This window comes from Streptomyces sp. TLI_053 (assembly GCF_900105395.1).
Taxonomy (GTDB): Bacteria; Actinomycetota; Actinomycetes; order Streptomycetales; family Streptomycetaceae; genus Kitasatospora.
This window is the reverse complement of sequence record NZ_LT629775.1, coordinates 9,095,102-9,111,131: the sequence shown is the minus strand read 5'-3', so window position 1 is coordinate 9,111,131 and position 16,030 is coordinate 9,095,102. Positions and strand designations below refer to the sequence as shown.

Sequence of the window (16,030 nt, the reverse complement as noted above, 5' to 3'; positions counted from 1 at the left end):
GTAAGTGGTGTCGAGCAGCGTTCCGTCGACGTCGAAGAGTGCCGCCGGGGTGGTGGCCATCCGCCCCCCTCAGCCGGTGGTCCGGTGCGGTTCCACCAGTAGGGCGCGGGCAGGCCGGGAACGGCACGTCCGGGTCGGGCACGACACGTGCAGGTCGGGCACCGGCGGGGCAGGTCCGACCGGTGCCCCCGAGCGGGACGTTCGACCGTCGCGGCGCGGTCAGGGCACGGTCACGGCGGCAGGCTCTCGCGGAGGGTGAACGCGTCGATGGCGCCGGTGAGTTCGAGGACGCGGCGGACGATCGGCCGAAGCCGGGCCAGCTCGATCCGGGTCTTCCGCTCCCGTGCCCCGACCGCGGCGTCGAGGAGCGCGGACAGGCCGGTGGAGTCGCAGAACGCGAGGTCGCCGCAGTCGACCAGGAGCACGGTGCCGGGGGTGGCCGGAGCGCGGTCGAGTGCCTCGCGCAGCACCGCCACCGTGTCGAGGTCGAGCTCTCCGTGCAGCGAGAGCACGGTGCCGAGGGCCGACAGCCGGGTGCGGACGGTGAGTCCGACCGACTGGTCCGGGGCGGCCGTGACGGCCCCGGGGGGCGGACGGGGCGGGCGGCGGGTCATGACGGATGCTCCTGTTCGTTCGCGGCGGCCGGTCGGGCGCGTTCGCAGCCGGGCCCGGCCCGTGCGGCGGGTCCGTGGATCGGTGCGGGGTCCAGGCGCTTCGGTACCGGGCGGCGCGCACCGTCGGCGGCCGTGGTCATCGAACCGCCGGTCGCGGCGAGCGCCGGGGAACGCCGGAGCGGACGCTGCGGACGCGGCGCACGGCGCGGCCGACGGCACACGTGGCGGGCGCCGACGGACAGTCTGCCGACAGGTGCCCGCCGGACGCGGTCGGAGCCGCTCCGGAACGCGTGGTCGGGGACCTTCGCCGACACCACGCCCTCCTCTCTCGACCGACGGCCCCCCGCAGCGCGGGTATCCGCTGCGGGGGGCCGGAAACACGAGGAGGCACCGGAATTCCCGGTCGGAGGGTCTGCACCGTTCCGTCCGTCGGATACCGGGTCGGCGCCCTCCCGGACTCCCGGAGTGCGGCCGCCCCGCCCGGAGTGCGGCCGCCCGGAACCAGCCTCGTGGAGTCAGCCTCGACCTTGCTCCGAAGAGGACTCGGGACCGTCCGGGTCGTCGCTCCAACCCGCCGCGTCCCGGTCGTCCAGCTGTTCGCGCAGGTGGGCGAGGGTGGCGGAGAGCAGCCTGGACACGTGCATCTGGGAGACCCCGATCCGCGCGGCGATCTCGGACTGGGTCCGGTCCTCCCAGAACCGCATTTCGAGCACCGTCTGCTCGCGCCGCGGCAGCTGCCGGAGGAGCGGCCGGACGGCGGTGCGGAAGTCGGCGAGCTCGATCCCCGGATCGCACGAGCCGAGCCGGTCCAGCAGCGCGCTGCCCGACTCGTCGGTGTCCTGCTCACGCGGGGCGTCGAGGGAGTTGGGCCGGTAGACCCGGCCCGCGATCAGACCCTCGACCACCTCGTCGACGTCGAGGTCGAGCGCCTCCGCGATCTCCTCCGGGTGCGGCAGCCGGCCGAGCTCCTGCTCCAGCCGGTCCGAGCCACGGGCCACGGCGAGGTAGCACTCCTGCATCCGGCGCGGCACCCGGACCGGCCAGGAGGTGTCCCGGAAGAAGCGCTTGATCTCGCCGGCAATGGTGGGGATGGCGTAGGTGACGAACTCGACGCCGCGCCCCGGGTCGTAACCGTCGACGGCCTTGATCAGGCCGACGGTGCCGACCTGGAGGATGTCGTCCATGTCCTCGGGGCGGTGACGGAAGCGGCCGGCGATGAACCGCACCAGCGGCATGTTCAGCTCGATGATGGTGCCGCGCACGTAGCTGTACGCGTGGGTCTCGCGGGCCAGGCCGGCGAGGCGGTCGAAGAGCGCGTCGCTCAGCTCGCGGGCCTCGGTCTTGCCCATGGCCCGCAGCTGCGCCTCGCTCGGGCGCGGGGGCAGGTCGGGCGGCGGGTCGGCCGGGTGCCAGGGCGACGGGATGTCGGTCGGCGGGACAGCGGTGGCGTCCTGGGGGACGCCGTCGGCGGCGGCGGGCAGGGCATCGGGGGTAACGGGCGGCGGGTCGGTCCGACGGCCGACGTCCGACATCGTTGTGGACACGGCGGTTCTCCTGGGCAGCGGGAACGCCTCGGACCGCGAGAGGGTAGGGCGTGATCGCCCGCGCACTGCGGCCCCTCTTCCCGAAGACCTCTGCCCGGCTTCTTCAAGCGACGGTCCAGGTGGCGCCCTGTGCGGGCGCGGGAACGGCGTGCGGTGCTGTGCGACCGCTCCGGTGGTTCTGGTACCCGACATGGAGCGGTTCATTCTGATTTGTCGGCTTGAATGTTCTCCGGTCCTCGATGTTTCCCGGCCCCGTTCCACCGGGGTCCGTTGCAGGCTCGGGTCCGCACACCGTGCGTCACCGGGCGTCGGGCGTCACCGGACGCCGCGCGTCACCGGACGTCGGGCGTACCCGCTCGTCCCGCCCCGGCCGGGCGGCGGTCCGCCCGCAGGTCGCCCTCGATCTCCGCCAGGATGCGGCGTTCCCGGCTCGACAGGCCCGGTCCGTCCATCACGGCCGCCTCCGCACCACGGTGCTTGCCCCCCGGACACCGGGCGGGTGCCCGGGCCGCGGCACGGCAATCCGGCCGGCGACCCCGAGTACCCGGGTCCCGCGCCGCACCGGCCCGGGAGCGGGTCAGGACCCGTCGAGCAGCAGGCGCGCGGCCACCTCCGCGCCGTCGGTGCGGACGGCGGCGGCCACGGCGGCGGCCCGCCCCCGGGTCCGCGGCGCCAGGACGGTCCGCAGCGCGGCGGCGACCGACTCCGCGGTCGGAACGGCCGTGTCGTGCACCGCCCCGATGCCCAGTTCGGCGACCCGGGCGGCCCAGTACGGCTGGTCGACAATCTGCGGCACCACCAGCTGCGGCGCACCCGCCAGGGCGGCCGCCGTGGTGGTGCCCGCGCCGCCGTGATGCACGACGGCCGCGACTCGGGCGAACAGCGCCCGGTGGTTCACCTCGCCGGTCACGAAACGGTCGTCCGGAGCGCCGTCGCCGCCCGCCGACAGTTCCGCCCAGCCCCGGCCGACGACCACCCGGCGGCCGGCGGCGACGGCCTGCTCGACGGCCAGCCGGGCGACGTCCTCCGCCCCGCGCATCGGCATGCTGCCGAAGCCCACGTACACCGGCGGCTCGCCCGCGTCCAGGAAGGCGGTCAGACCGGCGGGCAGCGGGCGCGGGTCCGGCAGCAGCCAGGCGCCGGTCTGCACCACGTCGAGGTCGGCCGGCAGCCACGGGCCCAGGGTCGGGTCGGTGGCCAGCCAGGGCCGCCCGGTCAGGACGTGGTCACGGACGTTCTCCACCACCGGCAGGCCGACCGCCGTCCGGTGCGCGTTGACCGCCCCGCCGAACAGCGCGTTCATGCTCTCGACGTCCAGCTCCCACAGCTCCGTGCTGTCCGCCCCGCGGGCGGCGCGGGCCGGCCCGGGTACTGGAACGGCGGGTGGTGCGGCGACGGCAGGACGGTGGGCTGCAGGCCCGCGTAGACGAACCGGGCGCCCGCCGTCTCCGCCGCCGCCCGGGCACCGGCCGCGCTCGGGAACAGCCCGGTCGCGACGACCGCGCCGCCCGCCGCCGCCTGCCCGAGCACCGCCTCGTAGGACGCCGCCGTCAACCGGGCCACCCGGGTGGGGAAGTCCACCGGTGCCGCCGGGGCCGCACCGGTCACCAGCGCCCGCACCGGGTCGCCCACCGGCACCACGGGGACGCCGAGCGCGGCCGACCGGGCCGCGAACTCCTCGTCCGAGGGCGCGCAGAGCCTTGCGTCCGCGCCCAGTTCGCGCAGTCGCACCGCGAGCCCCAGCATCGGCTCGACGTCCCCCCGCGACCCGTACGTCGACAGCACCACACGCATCCCGCGCCCCTCCCGCCACACCTGTTCCGGTTTCGACGGTGATTCTCCGACGTCCCCCGGGGCTTGCGGCAAGCCCCCGGGTGCGCGGTAGCTTGGCAGCGGCAGTGATCATCGATCAGCTCCCGCGCCCCTCGTCGCAACCGCACCGTGCCGTGCCGCACCGTGCCGCACCGTGCCGCACCGCGTCACGTCGCCCCGCGTCGCCGTGCGTCGCCGTGCGTCCGTGGGGATCCGGCCGGGGCGGAACGGGGGCCCGGTGGGACGGAACCGGATCCTGTTGCTGGACGCGGCGCCCGGGGACCTGCTCCGCGTGGAGCTGGAGCGGCTGCTCGGCCACGGCCTGGAGGTCACCCTGAACCTGCGGCGGGTCGCGGACCCGGCCCGCGCCCGCTCCGACTGGGACGGACGGGTGGCGTTCACCGACTTCGACCCCTTCGACGAGGCCGCCCTGATCGCCGCGACCCTGCGCGACGGCGGACACCGGGCCGTCAAGTCCCGGGCCGGGGTGCCGATGCGCGCCGGGTTCCTCGCCGCCACGGCCACCGGCACGACCGAGGCGCTGAGGGTGATCGGCCGGGCCGGAGCGGGCACCGACCACGTCGACCTCGGCGCGGCCGCCCGCCTCGGGGTCACCGTGACCCACACGCCCGGGTCCAACGCCGACGCGGTCGCCGAGTTCGCCCTGGCCCAGCTGCTCGCCCTGACCCGGGACCTCGTGCAGCACAACGCGGCTTCGCACCGGGGCGACTGGCGCAGTCCGGCGGCACCGTCGCGGGCCCTGTCCGAACTGACCCTCGGCATCCTCGGCCTCGGCCGGACCGGCCGCGCACTGGCCGGCCGGGCCCGCGCCCTGGGCCTGACCGTCCTCGGCCTCGGCCGCGGCCCGGCGGCCGAGGAGGACGGCGTCCGGCGGGCGGGCTCCCTCACCGAACTGCTGACGACCAGCGACGTGCTGTCCGTCCACCTGCCGCTCACGGCACGCACCCGGGGGCTGATCGGCCGCCGCGAACTGGCGTCGGTGCGGCCGGGCGCGGTCCTGCTGAACACCGCCCGGGGCGGGATCGTCGACGAAGCGGCCTTGGCCGACGCCCTTCGCGATCCCGGGCACCCGCTCGCGGCGGCGGCCGTCGACACCTTCGAGCACGAGCACGCCGCTTTCGTCTCACCGCTCTTCGGGCTCCCGAACGCCCTGCTGACGCCGCACGTCGCGGGGATGACCCGTGGTGCGATGGCCGAGGCCGCCGTCCGCTGCGCCGACCACGTGGCGGCGCTGCTGGCCGGTCGGCCGGAGGGCGTGCCGGTGGCGACGGGCTGACGAGCTGACCGGCTGACGGGCCGTCGGTTCCTGCCCTGCCGTTCGGCAGGGGTGGAGCCGCCGGGTGGGCTCGGTAGATGTGCCGATCGGTACATGTGCGGGTGGGGGTGCCGCGACCAGGATTGGGGGCATCGAGAGGGCGGCCGACGGGGCCGCCGGGGAGGGAGACCCACCATGTTCCGCATTCGTACCCGCAACCGTGCCGCCGTCCGGACCACACGAACCGTTCGGGCTGCTCGGACCGCACGGGTTTCCGCTGCCGCCGGGCTGGCCCTCGCCGCTCTCTCGGGCGTCGCGCCGGCCTCCGCCGACACCCTGTCCACGGACGGCGTGTCCACGGTTTCCCTGTCCGGCGAGTCCGGGCCCGCCGGCCGGGGCGACCGGCCCGTGCGGACGGCGGGCGTCAGCGGCAGCGCCCGGATCTCGTACGCCTTCTCCCCGGACGACGAGATCCGGTTCACCGTCGACGCCCGCGCGAAGCCCTACTCCCGCCCCCTCCCGGGGACGAACTCGCCGAACGGGCTGCCCACCGATGCCGTGGGCACGGTCCGCTACTCCCACCGCGTGGCCGCCACCGGCGAGGTCCACAGCGCCGAGGCCGAGGTGGACTGCCTGAGCACCGGCGGCCCGGTCGCCACCCTGACCGCCGTCATCGGCTCGGACACCGAGAACCGCAAGGAGCGGATCGGTCTCAGCGTCTACCAGGGCAGCGGCCGCGACGGCGCCCGCCTCGGCTTCTCCTGGGGCGTGGCCAATCTCGACCTGGACGCCGACCAGAAGCCCTACCAACCGGTGGTCGGCACCTGCATGGCCCCGGCGCCGTTCGCCCCGGTGCTGCAGGGCGGTTTCACCGTCCACCACGTGGAGTTGGAGGCCCCGAGGACGCCCGGCCGGTAGGGCGCGGTCCTGGCCGGACCGCGCCCTGGAGAGAGCAAGGCCGGGGTCAGGGCGCGGTGATGCCCGGCTGGGCACCGGCGCCGAAGGACCAGCCCTCGACCTCGCCCGGGGCCGGGTTGTAGGAGCCGGCGCCGAGGCTGCTGTAGGACCACGGGCCGCCGTGCGGGGCGTGCCAGTACGACCAGTAAGCGGTGCCGGTGGGGTTGGTGCAGGTCGTCGGCAGGGCGTTGATCTTGCAGACGAAACCCGGGAAGCGCGGGTGGAAGGAGTAGGAGAAGCCGGCGCCGGTGATCGCGGCGAGGCCGCTCGCCGGGTCGCCCGGGGCGCAGCCGGTCTCGATGCCACCACCGAGGGCGGTGAAGTCGACGACGACGGTGACGCCGGAGGTGCCGGAACAGGCGGCGGCCTGCGCCTGCGGGGCGGTCGCGGTGGAGACGCCGAGCAGGCCGGCGGTGAGGGCCGCAGCGGTGGCGAAGGCGCCGAGGGTACGGCGCGCCGGGTGGACGGAGGTGGTCATGGGCGTGCTCCTGGGGTGTGGCGGGCGGCAGTGCGGGTCACGGCCGGGCGGGCGACCCTCAGGGGCGCACGGCCGGGGCCGGGCAGGCCAGGGTCGGGGCGGACGGGCGGGCGCCGTGGGCACTGAGGCCGGCCAGGCCCTGGCCGGAGAGGCCGAGGACGGCCTGAGCGGTGGCCCGGGCGGCGTTGGCGGGGTTGAAGCCGCTGGCGTCGTAGGCGACGGCGCCGCGCACGGAGGGGTCGGCCGAGCAGCCCTGCTGGAGCTTCACCAGGCTGCTCCAGCCCTTGAGACCGCTGATGAACCGTCCGCCGGGGAGCAGGGCGGAGGTGGCCAGGCCGGTGCTGTTGGCGTTGGAGGTGGTGGCACCGGCCGCGGCGAAACCGCCGTCGGTGTTCTGGTGGGCCGTCAGCCAGTCCAGGCCCGCCTTGGCCTTGGCGCTGCGGCCGGTGGCGGCGAGCGCCTGGGCCGCGAGCGCGGTGGCGTCGGCGTCGGCGGTGCAGGTGGCCTGCCCGAAGGAGACCGGGAAGCCGCCGTCGGCGCACTGGGCGGCGGCCAGGAAGTCGACGGCCGGGGCCGGTACCCCACCGGGGGTGCGCTGGAGGGCGATCAGGGCGAGGGACTGGCCGAAGGCGTTGCTGTAGTCGCCCCACTGGGAGCGGTCGGAGAAGCGGCCGCTCGGCGTCAGCAGGGAGCGCAGCCGGGCGGGCAGGTCGACGCCGCCGAAGGCCGACGGGTCGGCGCCGCGCACCTCGGCGGCCAGCAGGAGCTTGGCGGTGGCACCGGCGTAGGCCTCGGTGGTGCCGTCGCCGAGGTAGCCGCTCAGGATGTCGGGGCGGGCGAGCCAGGCGGTGGCGCGGGCGGCGGCCTGGTCGGCGCTGCCCGCGGCGGCGAAGGCGAGCACGGCGTCGATGGTGAGGCCCTGATCGGGGTAGGCGGTGCCGTCAAAGACCGACTCGAAGTGGTCGCCGTTGACCAGCTGGCGCGCGAGCCAGCCGGCCGCGGCGGCGTCAGGGCGGTAGGTGGTGGCGTTGTCGCCGGAGGCCGGGGCCGCAACGGTGACGGCCGGCGCGGTGAGGGCCGGGACGGGCGCGGCAGCCTGGGCGGCGGTGGCGGCGGGGAGGGTGGCGGTCAGGGCCAGCGCGGATATCGCGAGCAGGCGGAGCGGGCGGCGGCGGAGCGCGGAGTCGGACATGCGAGGCCTTTCCGGGCCTGGGCGCACGGGCGGCCGCCGGCAACCGCGCGGGACGGACCGCCCGACGGCTCCGGGAGCCCCTGGCCGCAGACCACGACGGGAGGAGGGGACACGCCTCCGCCGACGGGTACTCGGGCTCGCCACCGACTGCCGTCGGCGGCCTACCGTTGCGGGTCAGCGCCGGAATTCGACCGGACTTCCCCCGACGGCGGAGTCAGAACATGACGGCTCATGATGTCGGCTCGGCCGAGAGAGGGTCAAGGCCGGTTCGAGGTCGGATCGCCGTCGCCGGGTCTCGGCTGACAGGACCTCAGCGGCCCGGGCCGCCGGGACCGGCGGGCGGTGGTCCGTCACCTGGACCGCACAGGCGGGTCGTCGGTACCAGCACTTCGGCGACGAGCCTGCTGCGGCGGGAGCGGCGGTCCGGTCACGGCAAGGACCCGCCCGGCTGCCGCAGGGATGCGGCGGCCGGGCGGGAGACCGGGGCGGACGGGGGCCGGGCTTCGGGGTCGAGAGCCCTTGGGTCCCCGGGGCAGCCGCCTTCGGTCAGCAGGTGCCGGCCGCGCGCTCGCGCACGACCAGGTCGGTACGGCCCGCCGTGGCGTCCAGCCAGACCACCCGGGTCCCCCGGTCGGCCACCGGGGAGTACTGGCCGCCCCGGTTGCAGGACATCCGCTCCGGGGTGCCGCCGGTGAGCGGGAGCTGCCAGAGCTTGGGCAGGTCCGTGTTCCTGGTGCCGCCCGTCACCGGGCGAGCGGCTTCGGCGAAGGTGACGGCCCGGTCGGAGGCGGTGAGGCCGGAGATCCGGCGCGGCTCGGTGCCGGTGCCGAGCCTCGGGCCCGCGGGCAGGAGGTCGCTCACTCCGGAGCCGTCCAGCGCGCCGGAGCGGATCGTGCTGCCCTTCGTCCGGTCGAAGGGGGTCTCGACCCACAGCAGCCGGCCACCGGCCAGTCGGGTGCTGCCGACCTCGGTCCCGGCGGCGGCGTTCGCGTCGTCCACCACGTACTGGGCGACGACCTTGCCGGCGGCGAGCGAGTAGACCGTCGGCGCGCTCACCGTCCGCTCACCGACCTGCCAGCTCTCGGTCCAGGCGAGCAGGCCGTCCCGGAAGGCGAGGGCGGAGGCCCGGTGGCCCTCCGGCAGCGCGATCGGCACCGCCGGGGCGCCGGCGCGGGAGAGCACCGGCCCGCCGCGGCCGGTGGCGTAGTCCGTCATCAGGAAGGCGACGTCCCCACCGGAGACCCGGACATCGCCGAAGTACTGGTTCGCGCCGCGCTGGACGCTGCGCGCCGGGCCACCGTCGAGCGGCCGGGCCAGCACCTCCATGCCCCAACCACCGTCGGCCCCCGGCCCCATCGCCACCCACGCGGCCGTCGTACCGTCGGTCGCGGGCCAGCCGTGCGAGCGGCCGTCCTCCGCGCTGAGCCGGGCGGGCTCGGCGGAGCCGGCGACGGCGCCCGTGTACACGGCCATGCTGCCCTTGGCGCCCTCGCCCGCGGTGGCCGCCACCCAGCGGCCGGCCGCGACGTCCGGTGCCACGCTCTCGGTGGAGAGTTCGCGCAGCAGCGGCCGGCTGTCCACGCCGATCCGGCGCTGCCAGCCGTCCTTGATCCCGTGGGCGTCGAAGGCGCTGGCCACGGTGCGGAGTTGGGCGCGGGAGAGACCGAGGGTGCGGCCCGCGGCGAGCACCGCGTTGCGGGCGTCGACGAAGTCGTCCAGCGGGGTGAGGTACTCGGCCAGCGCGCGGTAGACCAGACGGTCGGCGAGGAGCGGGTCGAGGGTGCGCCGGATGTCCCACAACGCGCCGGAGAAGATGGTGGAGTTGAGGTGCACGCCGCCGTTGTCGACCCCGGCGGGGGCTCCGACGTAGTCGGCGACGGTGGTGCGGCGGTCGTCCAGCCGGCGGCCGGCGCAGGCCTCGGGGGTGCCGGTGCGGCAGAGGTCCTCACCGAGCAGCGCGGCCCTGGGGTCGGTCATCGGCATGCCTCGGCCGGTCACCTCGATGGCGTTGCCGAAGTAGTCGGCGACGGCCTCGTCGAGGGCACCGGACTGGCCGAGTCCGACCAGCTCCGCGGTGTGCTTCACGACGCCGTGCGTCATCTCGTGGCCGGCCACGTCGCGCGCGGCGGAGAACGGGAGGTACTTGCCGCTGCCGCCTCCGTAGACCATCTTCCGGCCGTCCCAGTAGGCGTTGTCCAGGGGCTCGCCGAAGCTGGTGACGTTCACGACGGAGGTGATCGGTCCGCCCTTGCCGTCGATCCCGTCGCGGCCCAGTCGGTCGCGGTAGAAGTCGTACACGGCGGCGGCGTTGAGGTGGGCGTCGGTGGCGCCGCTGGTACCGGTGACGGCCGGGAAGTCGGTGGTCGGCGAGGCGGCGGGGTGGGCGTCGGCGGGCAGGGTGCTGAAGTCCAGCTCGTCGCGACCGGCCGCGTCGTAGGTGGTGACGGTGGCGGGGCGGGTGAGGTCGACGAGCTGGTAGGTGCCGTCCGGGAGTCGGCCGATGTTCACCCGGGCGGGGCGGCCGAGGGCGTCGGGCGCGGTGCCGGTGGCGGGTTCGAGGGCCGGTGCGGCGGCGGCCGCGTCGGGAGAGGTCGCGGCGGCGGATGCCGCGACGCCCGATGCGACGCCCGATGCCGCGGCGCCCGGGACGTCGAGCGGGTACGGGGCGCGTACCTGGTAGGAGAGCGCGACCTCCCCGGTCGAGGCGTCCACGAACACCTCCTGCGCCTTCGCCGCCCACACCGCCGGGTCGCTCCCGCGCACGGTGAAGTGGCGGGCGAGCCGGCCGGCACCGCCGGGCAGCACCACCGGGCCACGGTCCTCGGCCGTCGCGCCGGCGCGGGCCACCGGGTCCTGGACCGCGCCGATCGCGAGCCGTCGCAGCACCTCGTCCGGAACGCTCTGCACGGTCGGGGCGGTGAGTCCGGTGAAGTACTTGCCGCCGGCCGACTCGACCCGCTGTCCATTGCCTTCGCCGACCAGGTGAACCAGGTACCGGGCCCCGAAGACGGGTATGCCGCCGTGCCGCTGCTCGAACCTGACGGTGCGCCGGCCGTCGGCGGCACGCTCCACGCCGGCTTCGACGAGCTGTCCGGGGTCGATCCGGTAGCGGTCCTGATGGGCGGCCAGGTGGGCGCGGGCCGCCTCGGCCGGGTTGTCGCCGGGGGCCGCCTCGGCGAGGCCGGTGACCAGTTGCGGCGCCCCGGTGTCCGACCCGGCGACCAGCCCGGGCACCGGGTCGGCGTCGGCGGACGGTCCCCCGGCCGGTCCGGCGAAGGCGGGTGGCACGGCCACTGCGAGGCCGAGCACGACGGCGATCGCGACACCGAGCAGCTTGGGTCCGGGTGTACGGGAACGGTGATGCACTGCGGTCCTCCCACGGGAAGCGGCCGGCCTGACGGCGTGCCAGGCCATGCGCGGACGGCGGACGCCCGCCCCCACGGCTCGTCCGTTCTCCGGAGCCGGCGGTCCGTCCTGCGGATCAACATAGGCCATCTCTCTGCATATGTCGATCGACTGCATATGCAGACCGACCAATGCGTCCGACCCCGACCGGAGAGCACACCCGGCACCCACCGCCACCGACCGGCCCCATCGCCCCGCCCCACCACCCAGCCACACCACCCAGCCACACCCGAGCAGTTGCCCTTATCGCCACCCCCGCACCGCGCGAATGTCTACAGAAAAGTAGACGAATTAGGGCGACCTTAGTAAGGTGCACCTAAGCTCCCCGGCCGCCGTCCGCACAGCGGTCACGACGCCGCCGAGCACACCCCCGACCCTGACCGCTGGAGCCCGCATGTCCGCCCGTCGTTCCACCGCCGCCACGCTGCTCACCCTCGCCGTGGCGACCGCCGCCCTGGCCGGCTGCTCGCAGAAGAAGGACGACAAGGCCGCTGCCGACGCCGTCAAGGTCAACGCCACCGACACCGCCTGCGAGGTCTCGAGGACCACGTTCCCGGCCGGCCACGTCAGCATCGACATCGCCAACAAGGGATCCAAGGTCACCGAGGTCTACGTCTACGCCGCCGGTGACAAGATCGTCACCGAGCGCGAGAACATCGGCCCCGGCACCAAGGCCACCATCACCGCCGAGATCAAGGCCGGCTCCTACGAGGTCGCCTGCAAGCCCGGCATGGTCGGCGACGGCATCCGCCAGAAGATCACCGTCACCGGCGACGCCTCCGCCGCCCCCACCGACCCCCGCCTGACCGCCGCCGTGGACGCCTACCGCACGTACGCCCAGGAACAGGCCGACGCCACCGTCCCGGCCGTCGAGGCGTTCGCCGCCGCGATCAAGGCCGGCGAGCTGGACAAGGCCAAGTCCCTCTTCGCGCCCTCGCGCATCGGCTGGGAGCGCACCGAGCCGGTCGCCGAGAGCTTCGGCGACGTCGACCCCAAGACCGACACCCGCGAGGACGGCCTGGAGCCCGGCCAGGAGTGGACCGGCTGGCACAAGCTGGAGAAGTCCCTCTGGGAGGACGGGAAGATCGGCGACGACGAGAAGAAGCTCGCCGACCAGCTCGTGGCCGACCTCAAGGACTGGCAGAAGAAGATCCCCGAGGCCGAGATCACCGCCACCAGCATGGCCAACGGCGCCAAGGAACTGCTCGACGAGGTCGCCACCGGCAAGGTCACCGGCGAGGAGGACCGCTACAGCCACACCGACCTCGCCGACTTCGCCGCCAACGTCGAGGGCGCCAAGAAGGCCTACGAACTGCTCAAGCCCGTCGCCGCCGAGAAGGACGCCGACCTCGCCAAGACCCTGGACTCCGAGTTCGCCGCCATCCAGACCCTGCTCGCCAAGTACAAGCAGGCCGACGGCAGCTACACCTCCTACGACAAGGTCACCGACACCGAGCGCAAGACCTTCTCCGACGCCGTCAACTCCCTCGGCGAACCCCTCTCCAAGCTCGCCGCCGCCGTGGTCGTCAAGTAACCACCGGGTCTTCGGACAACAACCGCAGAGCGTCCCACCACAACCTCGATGGAGCCGGCGTGTTCGCCAACTATCTGATCGGCCTGCGCGAAGGACTCGAAGCCAGCCTGGTCGTCTGCATCCTCATCGCCTACCTGGTCAAGACCGGCCGCCGGGAGAAGCTCCCGCCGGTGTGGACCGGCGTCGGCGCCGCCGTGCTGCTCTCGATGGCCTTCGGCGCGGTGCTGCAGTTCGGCTCCTCGCAACTGTCCTTCGAGGCCCAGGAGGCCCTCGGCGGCTCACTGTCGATCATCTCCGTCGGCCTGGTCACCTGGATGGTCTTCTGGATGCGCCGCACCGCGCGCCACCTCAGGAGCGAACTCCAGGGCAAACTCGACGCCGCCCTCGCGATGGGCACCGGCGCACTCGTCGCCACCGCCTTCCTCGCCGTCGGCCGCGAGGGCCTGGAGACCGCCCTGTTCATCTGGACCGCCGTCCAGGCCACCGAGGACGGCTACAACCCGATCATCGGCGCCGCCCTCGGCCTGCTCACCGCCGCCTTCCTCGGCTGGCTGTTCTACCGCGGCGCCCTGAAGATCAACCTCGCCAAGTTCTTCACCTGGACCGGCGCCATGCTCGTCGTCGTCGCCGCCGGCGTCCTCGCCTACGGCGTCCACGACCTCCAGGAGGCCGGCTGGCTGCCCGGCCTCCACACCACCGCCTTCGACATCTCCACCACCGTCCCCAAGGACAGCTGGTACGGCACCCTCCTCAAGGGCGTCTTCAACTTCCAGCCCGACCCCACGGTCCTCCAGATCGTCGTCTGGCTCGCCTACCTCGCACCCACCCTCGCCTACTTCTTCGGTGTCCTCGGCGGCCCCGCCAAGCCCAGCACCCCCAAGCCCACCGGCAGCACCGGCAGCACCGGCACGACCGGCAGCACCGAGGCCCGCCCCACCACCTGACACCACCGCCTGACACCACCGGCCCGCGCCACCCGGCGCACCCACGCCACCCTCACCACGCCCCGCCCGGCAACCCGGGCGGGGCGTCGGCGATCCCGGGCCCGCCGGCCACCCTGCGACCGGGCCGGAGAGGCACGAACAGGCCCGGCCCGGAACGGAGTTCACCGGGACCGGCCCGGCCGGACTCCCCCGGACCCGACGGACAGCCCCCACAGCCCGGACGACCGCCCCACCCAGGGTCCGCCGACAGCACGAGACCCCTGGCCCCGGCCACCTCCGTGAGGTGGCCGGGGCCAGGGGTCGTCGATCCTTACGGACGGATCCGCCGAACGAATCCGTCGGCAGCGGGACGGCGGACCGCCGAGCGCGGCCGGTCCGTCAGACCGCCGCGGCGGGGAGCGGGCGGCGGGCGAGGAGGTCGGAGACCTTGGCCGTCGCGTACAGGGACACCGCGAGGGCGACCACCAGTGCGGCACCGGCGGCGAGGATGCTGCCGGAGAAGACCGCCTTGGGGCTGCCGGCCTCGGTGCGGGCCGAGCCGGCGATGAAGGGCAGCACCAGCAGAACGGCGTGGCCCAGCGCGACCTCGCCCCACACGACCTTGGGGAAGTGGCCGAGGGTCAGGTCGCGCAGCGTGGCCGTGTCGTCGGCGAGGCGGGCGCGGGTGATCCGGGGCATCAGCCAGAACTGGTTGAAGGCGCCCGCGGTCACCAACCCGGCCACCAGCAGGATCTTGACCAGCAGCGCGATGCCGTACCCGGTGGTCCACAACTGCGGGACACTGCCGACGTGCTTCCAGCTCAGCCACAGGCCGGAGACGGTGATCGCACCGACGCAGACCATCGCGACGAGGCCGAAGCGCTGCCACAGCTGGGCCCAGAGCAGCCCGGCGCCGTCGCCGAGGCGGCCGCGGGTACCGGCCAGGGCGACCAGCAGGGCCAGTCCGCCGAGCCAGACCGTGCCGGAGACGATGTGGACCTGATCGAGCACGAGGTCGAGCCAGCGGTCGAAGGCGGTCGGGGTGGTCGTGGGCACGGCGGCGACCAGCGTGACGGCGATCGCCGCGGGCAGCGCGGCGAGGACCACACGGTCGGCGTGCCGGCGGACCGCCGGGACGAACAGGGCGACCATCACGGCCGCGGTCGCGACGAGAACGATGTGCTGCACGAGATAGACCGTGCCCTGGGCGATCCAGGCGCCCTTGGCGGCCGGGGCGCGGAGGAAGTGCCAGATCCGGTCGGGGGCCAGGGCGTCTCCGAAGGGCATCCCCTTGCCGGAGCGGGCGACGCGGGCGGCGAGCTGGAAGTAACCGGCGACCAGCAGCACCACACCCGCCCAGGCGACGAAGGCCGCCGATCTGGATCTCAGCACCGCGGCGTCGGGCCCGGCTCCGTTGCGCTCGGCGTTCCTGAGCGCGGGACGCACCGCGGCGGCGTATCCGACGGTGGCGCCGATGGCACCGCTGAGGCCGATGAAGTAACCGGTCTTGGTGAGGATCCGCCAGGTCTGGGGCATGGTGTATCCGGCCGTGTCCGCGGCCAGCATCAGGCTGTTCATGAGGGAAGGCTAACCTCACAAAGGTTAGCCTTCCCTTACTTTTTACGGACTGATTGTTCTACTGGAATCAAGCCGTTATGCCCCGGGGAGACGTCCGGGAACAGTCGGACGCGAACCGTCCCCCACGGCCCTGACCTGGGCGTTCCGGCACCCGGACCGCTCAGGCGGGCCGGGGACCGGCCGTCGACGCCCGCCCCCCGCCCGAGGCCTCGCCCAGCCCGCCGGCCCCTCGGGCGGCGGCCGCGCACACGCGCCGGAGCAGCGAGTTGAGCTCGACGCGCTGACCCCTCGTCAGTGCGGCGAGCAGGCCGTCCTGCGCGGCGGCGGCGTCGGAGTGGAGCAGGTCCAGCGCGGCCCGGCCCGGGTCGGTGATCGCCAGCAGTTCCTGGCGACCCCCGATGTGGACCACCGTCGACTGCAGCAGGCCCCGGGAGAGCAGGTCGTCGAGCGCCCGGTGCGCGTCCGCTCCCGACATGGCGAGCCGTTCCACGAGATCGCGTCGGCCGTGCGGCCCCAGAGTGGCCAGGGTCGACAGCAGCGACTGGTGGGCCGGGGTCAGTCCGCGGTGCTCCAGCCGCTCCGCGAGCAGGCGGTCGACGGCACGGCCGGCCTCCGAGAGGAGGTAGACGGTCTGCTCGAACGGACTCGAGGATCCCTTCCGTCCGTCGTACAAACCGTTCCCCATCGTCGAGAGCGTGCGACGTCCCGCTGCCGGGA

General features: G+C 74.6%; 12 protein-coding genes, 1 pseudogene and 1 riboswitch. Of the genes and pseudogenes, 4 read left to right on the top strand and 9 right to left on the bottom strand.

The genetic code is table 11. From position 1 onward, the window contains the following. Nucleotides 1-230: 230 nt before the first annotated feature. The 4 genes and pseudogenes from BLU95_RS37725 to BLU95_RS37710 all read right to left on the bottom strand — a co-directional run bounded on the left by BLU95_RS37725 (nt 231) and on the right by BLU95_RS37710 (nt 3,952). Nucleotides 231-614, bottom strand: coding sequence for an STAS domain-containing protein (locus BLU95_RS37725; RefSeq protein ID WP_093863959.1), 384 nt, complete (start codon nt 612-614; stop codon nt 231-233). A gap of 515 nt (nt 615-1,129) precedes the next feature. After that, nucleotides 1,130-2,158, bottom strand: a complete 1,029-nt coding sequence (locus tag BLU95_RS37715; RefSeq protein ID WP_231978095.1) for an RNA polymerase sigma factor SigF — start codon at nt 2,156-2,158, stop codon at nt 1,130-1,132. A gap of 332 nt (nt 2,159-2,490) precedes the next feature. Then, complete coding sequence (locus tag BLU95_RS45360) at nt 2,491-2,613, bottom strand: hypothetical protein (RefSeq protein ID WP_286158605.1); 123 nt, start codon at nt 2,611-2,613, stop codon at nt 2,491-2,493. 122 nt (nt 2,614-2,735) lie between these two features. Then, a pseudogene (locus BLU95_RS37710) lies at nt 2,736-3,952 on the bottom strand (glycosyltransferase). A 256-nt stretch (nt 3,953-4,208) separates the two neighbouring features. Here BLU95_RS37710 and BLU95_RS37705 point away from each other — a divergent pair. Both BLU95_RS37705 and BLU95_RS37700 read left to right on the top strand, forming a co-directional pair. Further along, nucleotides 4,209-5,267 (top strand): NAD(P)-dependent oxidoreductase, encoded by a 1,059-nt coding sequence (locus tag BLU95_RS37705; RefSeq protein WP_093863957.1) that lies wholly within the window; start codon nt 4,209-4,211, stop codon nt 5,265-5,267. A gap of 330 nt (nt 5,268-5,597) precedes the next feature. Continuing rightward, on the top strand, nt 5,598-6,164 hold the full coding sequence (locus tag BLU95_RS37700; protein ID WP_159425177.1) for a hypothetical protein: 567 nt from the start codon (nt 5,598-5,600) through the stop codon (nt 6,162-6,164). Between the two features lie 46 nt (nt 6,165-6,210). Here the strand turns inward: BLU95_RS37700 and BLU95_RS45355 are convergent, their stop codons facing one another. The 3 genes from BLU95_RS45355 to BLU95_RS45350 all read right to left on the bottom strand — a co-directional run bounded on the left by BLU95_RS45355 (nt 6,211) and on the right by BLU95_RS45350 (nt 11,239). Then, nucleotides 6,211-6,681: a hypothetical protein gene (locus BLU95_RS45355; protein ID WP_093863955.1), complete on the bottom strand. Its 471-nt coding sequence runs from the start codon at nt 6,679-6,681 to the stop codon at nt 6,211-6,213. Nucleotides 6,682-6,739: 58 nt separating this feature from the next. Next, entirely contained in the window at nt 6,740-7,873 is a 1,134-nt protein-coding gene (locus BLU95_RS37690; protein WP_197698668.1) for a peptidase, read from the bottom strand. A 105-nt stretch (nt 7,874-7,978) separates the two neighbouring features. Beyond that, nucleotides 7,979-8,098, bottom strand: a riboswitch (cobalamin riboswitch). A gap of 321 nt (nt 8,099-8,419) precedes the next feature. Continuing rightward, nucleotides 8,420-11,239: a M4 family metallopeptidase gene (locus BLU95_RS45350; RefSeq protein ID WP_159425176.1), complete on the bottom strand. Its 2,820-nt coding sequence runs from the start codon at nt 11,237-11,239 to the stop codon at nt 8,420-8,422. 433 nt (nt 11,240-11,672) lie between these two features. Between BLU95_RS45350 and efeO the strand changes: the two genes are divergently transcribed. Together efeO and efeU are read left to right on the top strand one after the other, a co-directional pair. Then, nucleotides 11,673-12,812 (top strand): iron uptake system protein EfeO, encoded by a 1,140-nt coding sequence (gene efeO, locus BLU95_RS37680; RefSeq protein ID WP_093863953.1) that lies wholly within the window; start codon nt 11,673-11,675, stop codon nt 12,810-12,812. A gap of 59 nt (nt 12,813-12,871) precedes the next feature. Next, nucleotides 12,872-13,756: an iron uptake transporter permease EfeU gene (efeU, locus tag BLU95_RS37675; RefSeq protein WP_093863952.1), complete on the top strand. Its 885-nt coding sequence runs from the start codon at nt 12,872-12,874 to the stop codon at nt 13,754-13,756. A gap of 378 nt (nt 13,757-14,134) precedes the next feature. On the opposite strand, the gene BLU95_RS37670 is transcribed toward efeU, so the two are convergent. Together BLU95_RS37670 and BLU95_RS37665 are read right to left on the bottom strand one after the other, a co-directional pair. Further along, nucleotides 14,135-15,313 (bottom strand): CopD family protein, encoded by a 1,179-nt coding sequence (locus tag BLU95_RS37670; protein WP_093863951.1) that lies wholly within the window; start codon nt 15,311-15,313, stop codon nt 14,135-14,137. Between the two features lie 160 nt (nt 15,314-15,473). Then, the gene (locus BLU95_RS37665) at nt 15,474-15,998 is read right to left on the bottom strand and encodes a MarR family winged helix-turn-helix transcriptional regulator (RefSeq protein WP_159425175.1); all 525 of its coding nucleotides are present in this window, start codon (nt 15,996-15,998) and stop codon (nt 15,474-15,476) included. Nucleotides 15,999-16,030: the final 32 nt, after the last annotated feature.

Coding starts and splice junctions, on each gene's coding strand:
- BLU95_RS37670 (WP_093863951.1), bottom strand. CDS start 15,313: ATGAACAGCCTGATGCTGGCCGCGGACACGGCCGGATACACCATGCCC.
- BLU95_RS37665 (WP_159425175.1), bottom strand. CDS start 15,998: ATGGGGAACGGTTTGTACGACGGACGGAAGGGATCCTCGAGTCCGTTC.
- BLU95_RS37725 (WP_093863959.1), bottom strand. CDS start 614: ATGACCCGCCGCCCGCCCCGTCCGCCCCCCGGGGCCGTCACGGCCGCC.
- BLU95_RS37690 (WP_197698668.1), bottom strand. CDS start 7,873: ATGTCCGACTCCGCGCTCCGCCGCCGCCCGCTCCGCCTGCTCGCGATA.
- BLU95_RS45355 (WP_093863955.1), bottom strand. CDS start 6,681: ATGACCACCTCCGTCCACCCGGCGCGCCGTACCCTCGGCGCCTTCGCC.
- efeO (WP_093863953.1), top strand. CDS start 11,673: ATGTCCGCCCGTCGTTCCACCGCCGCCACGCTGCTCACCCTCGCCGTG.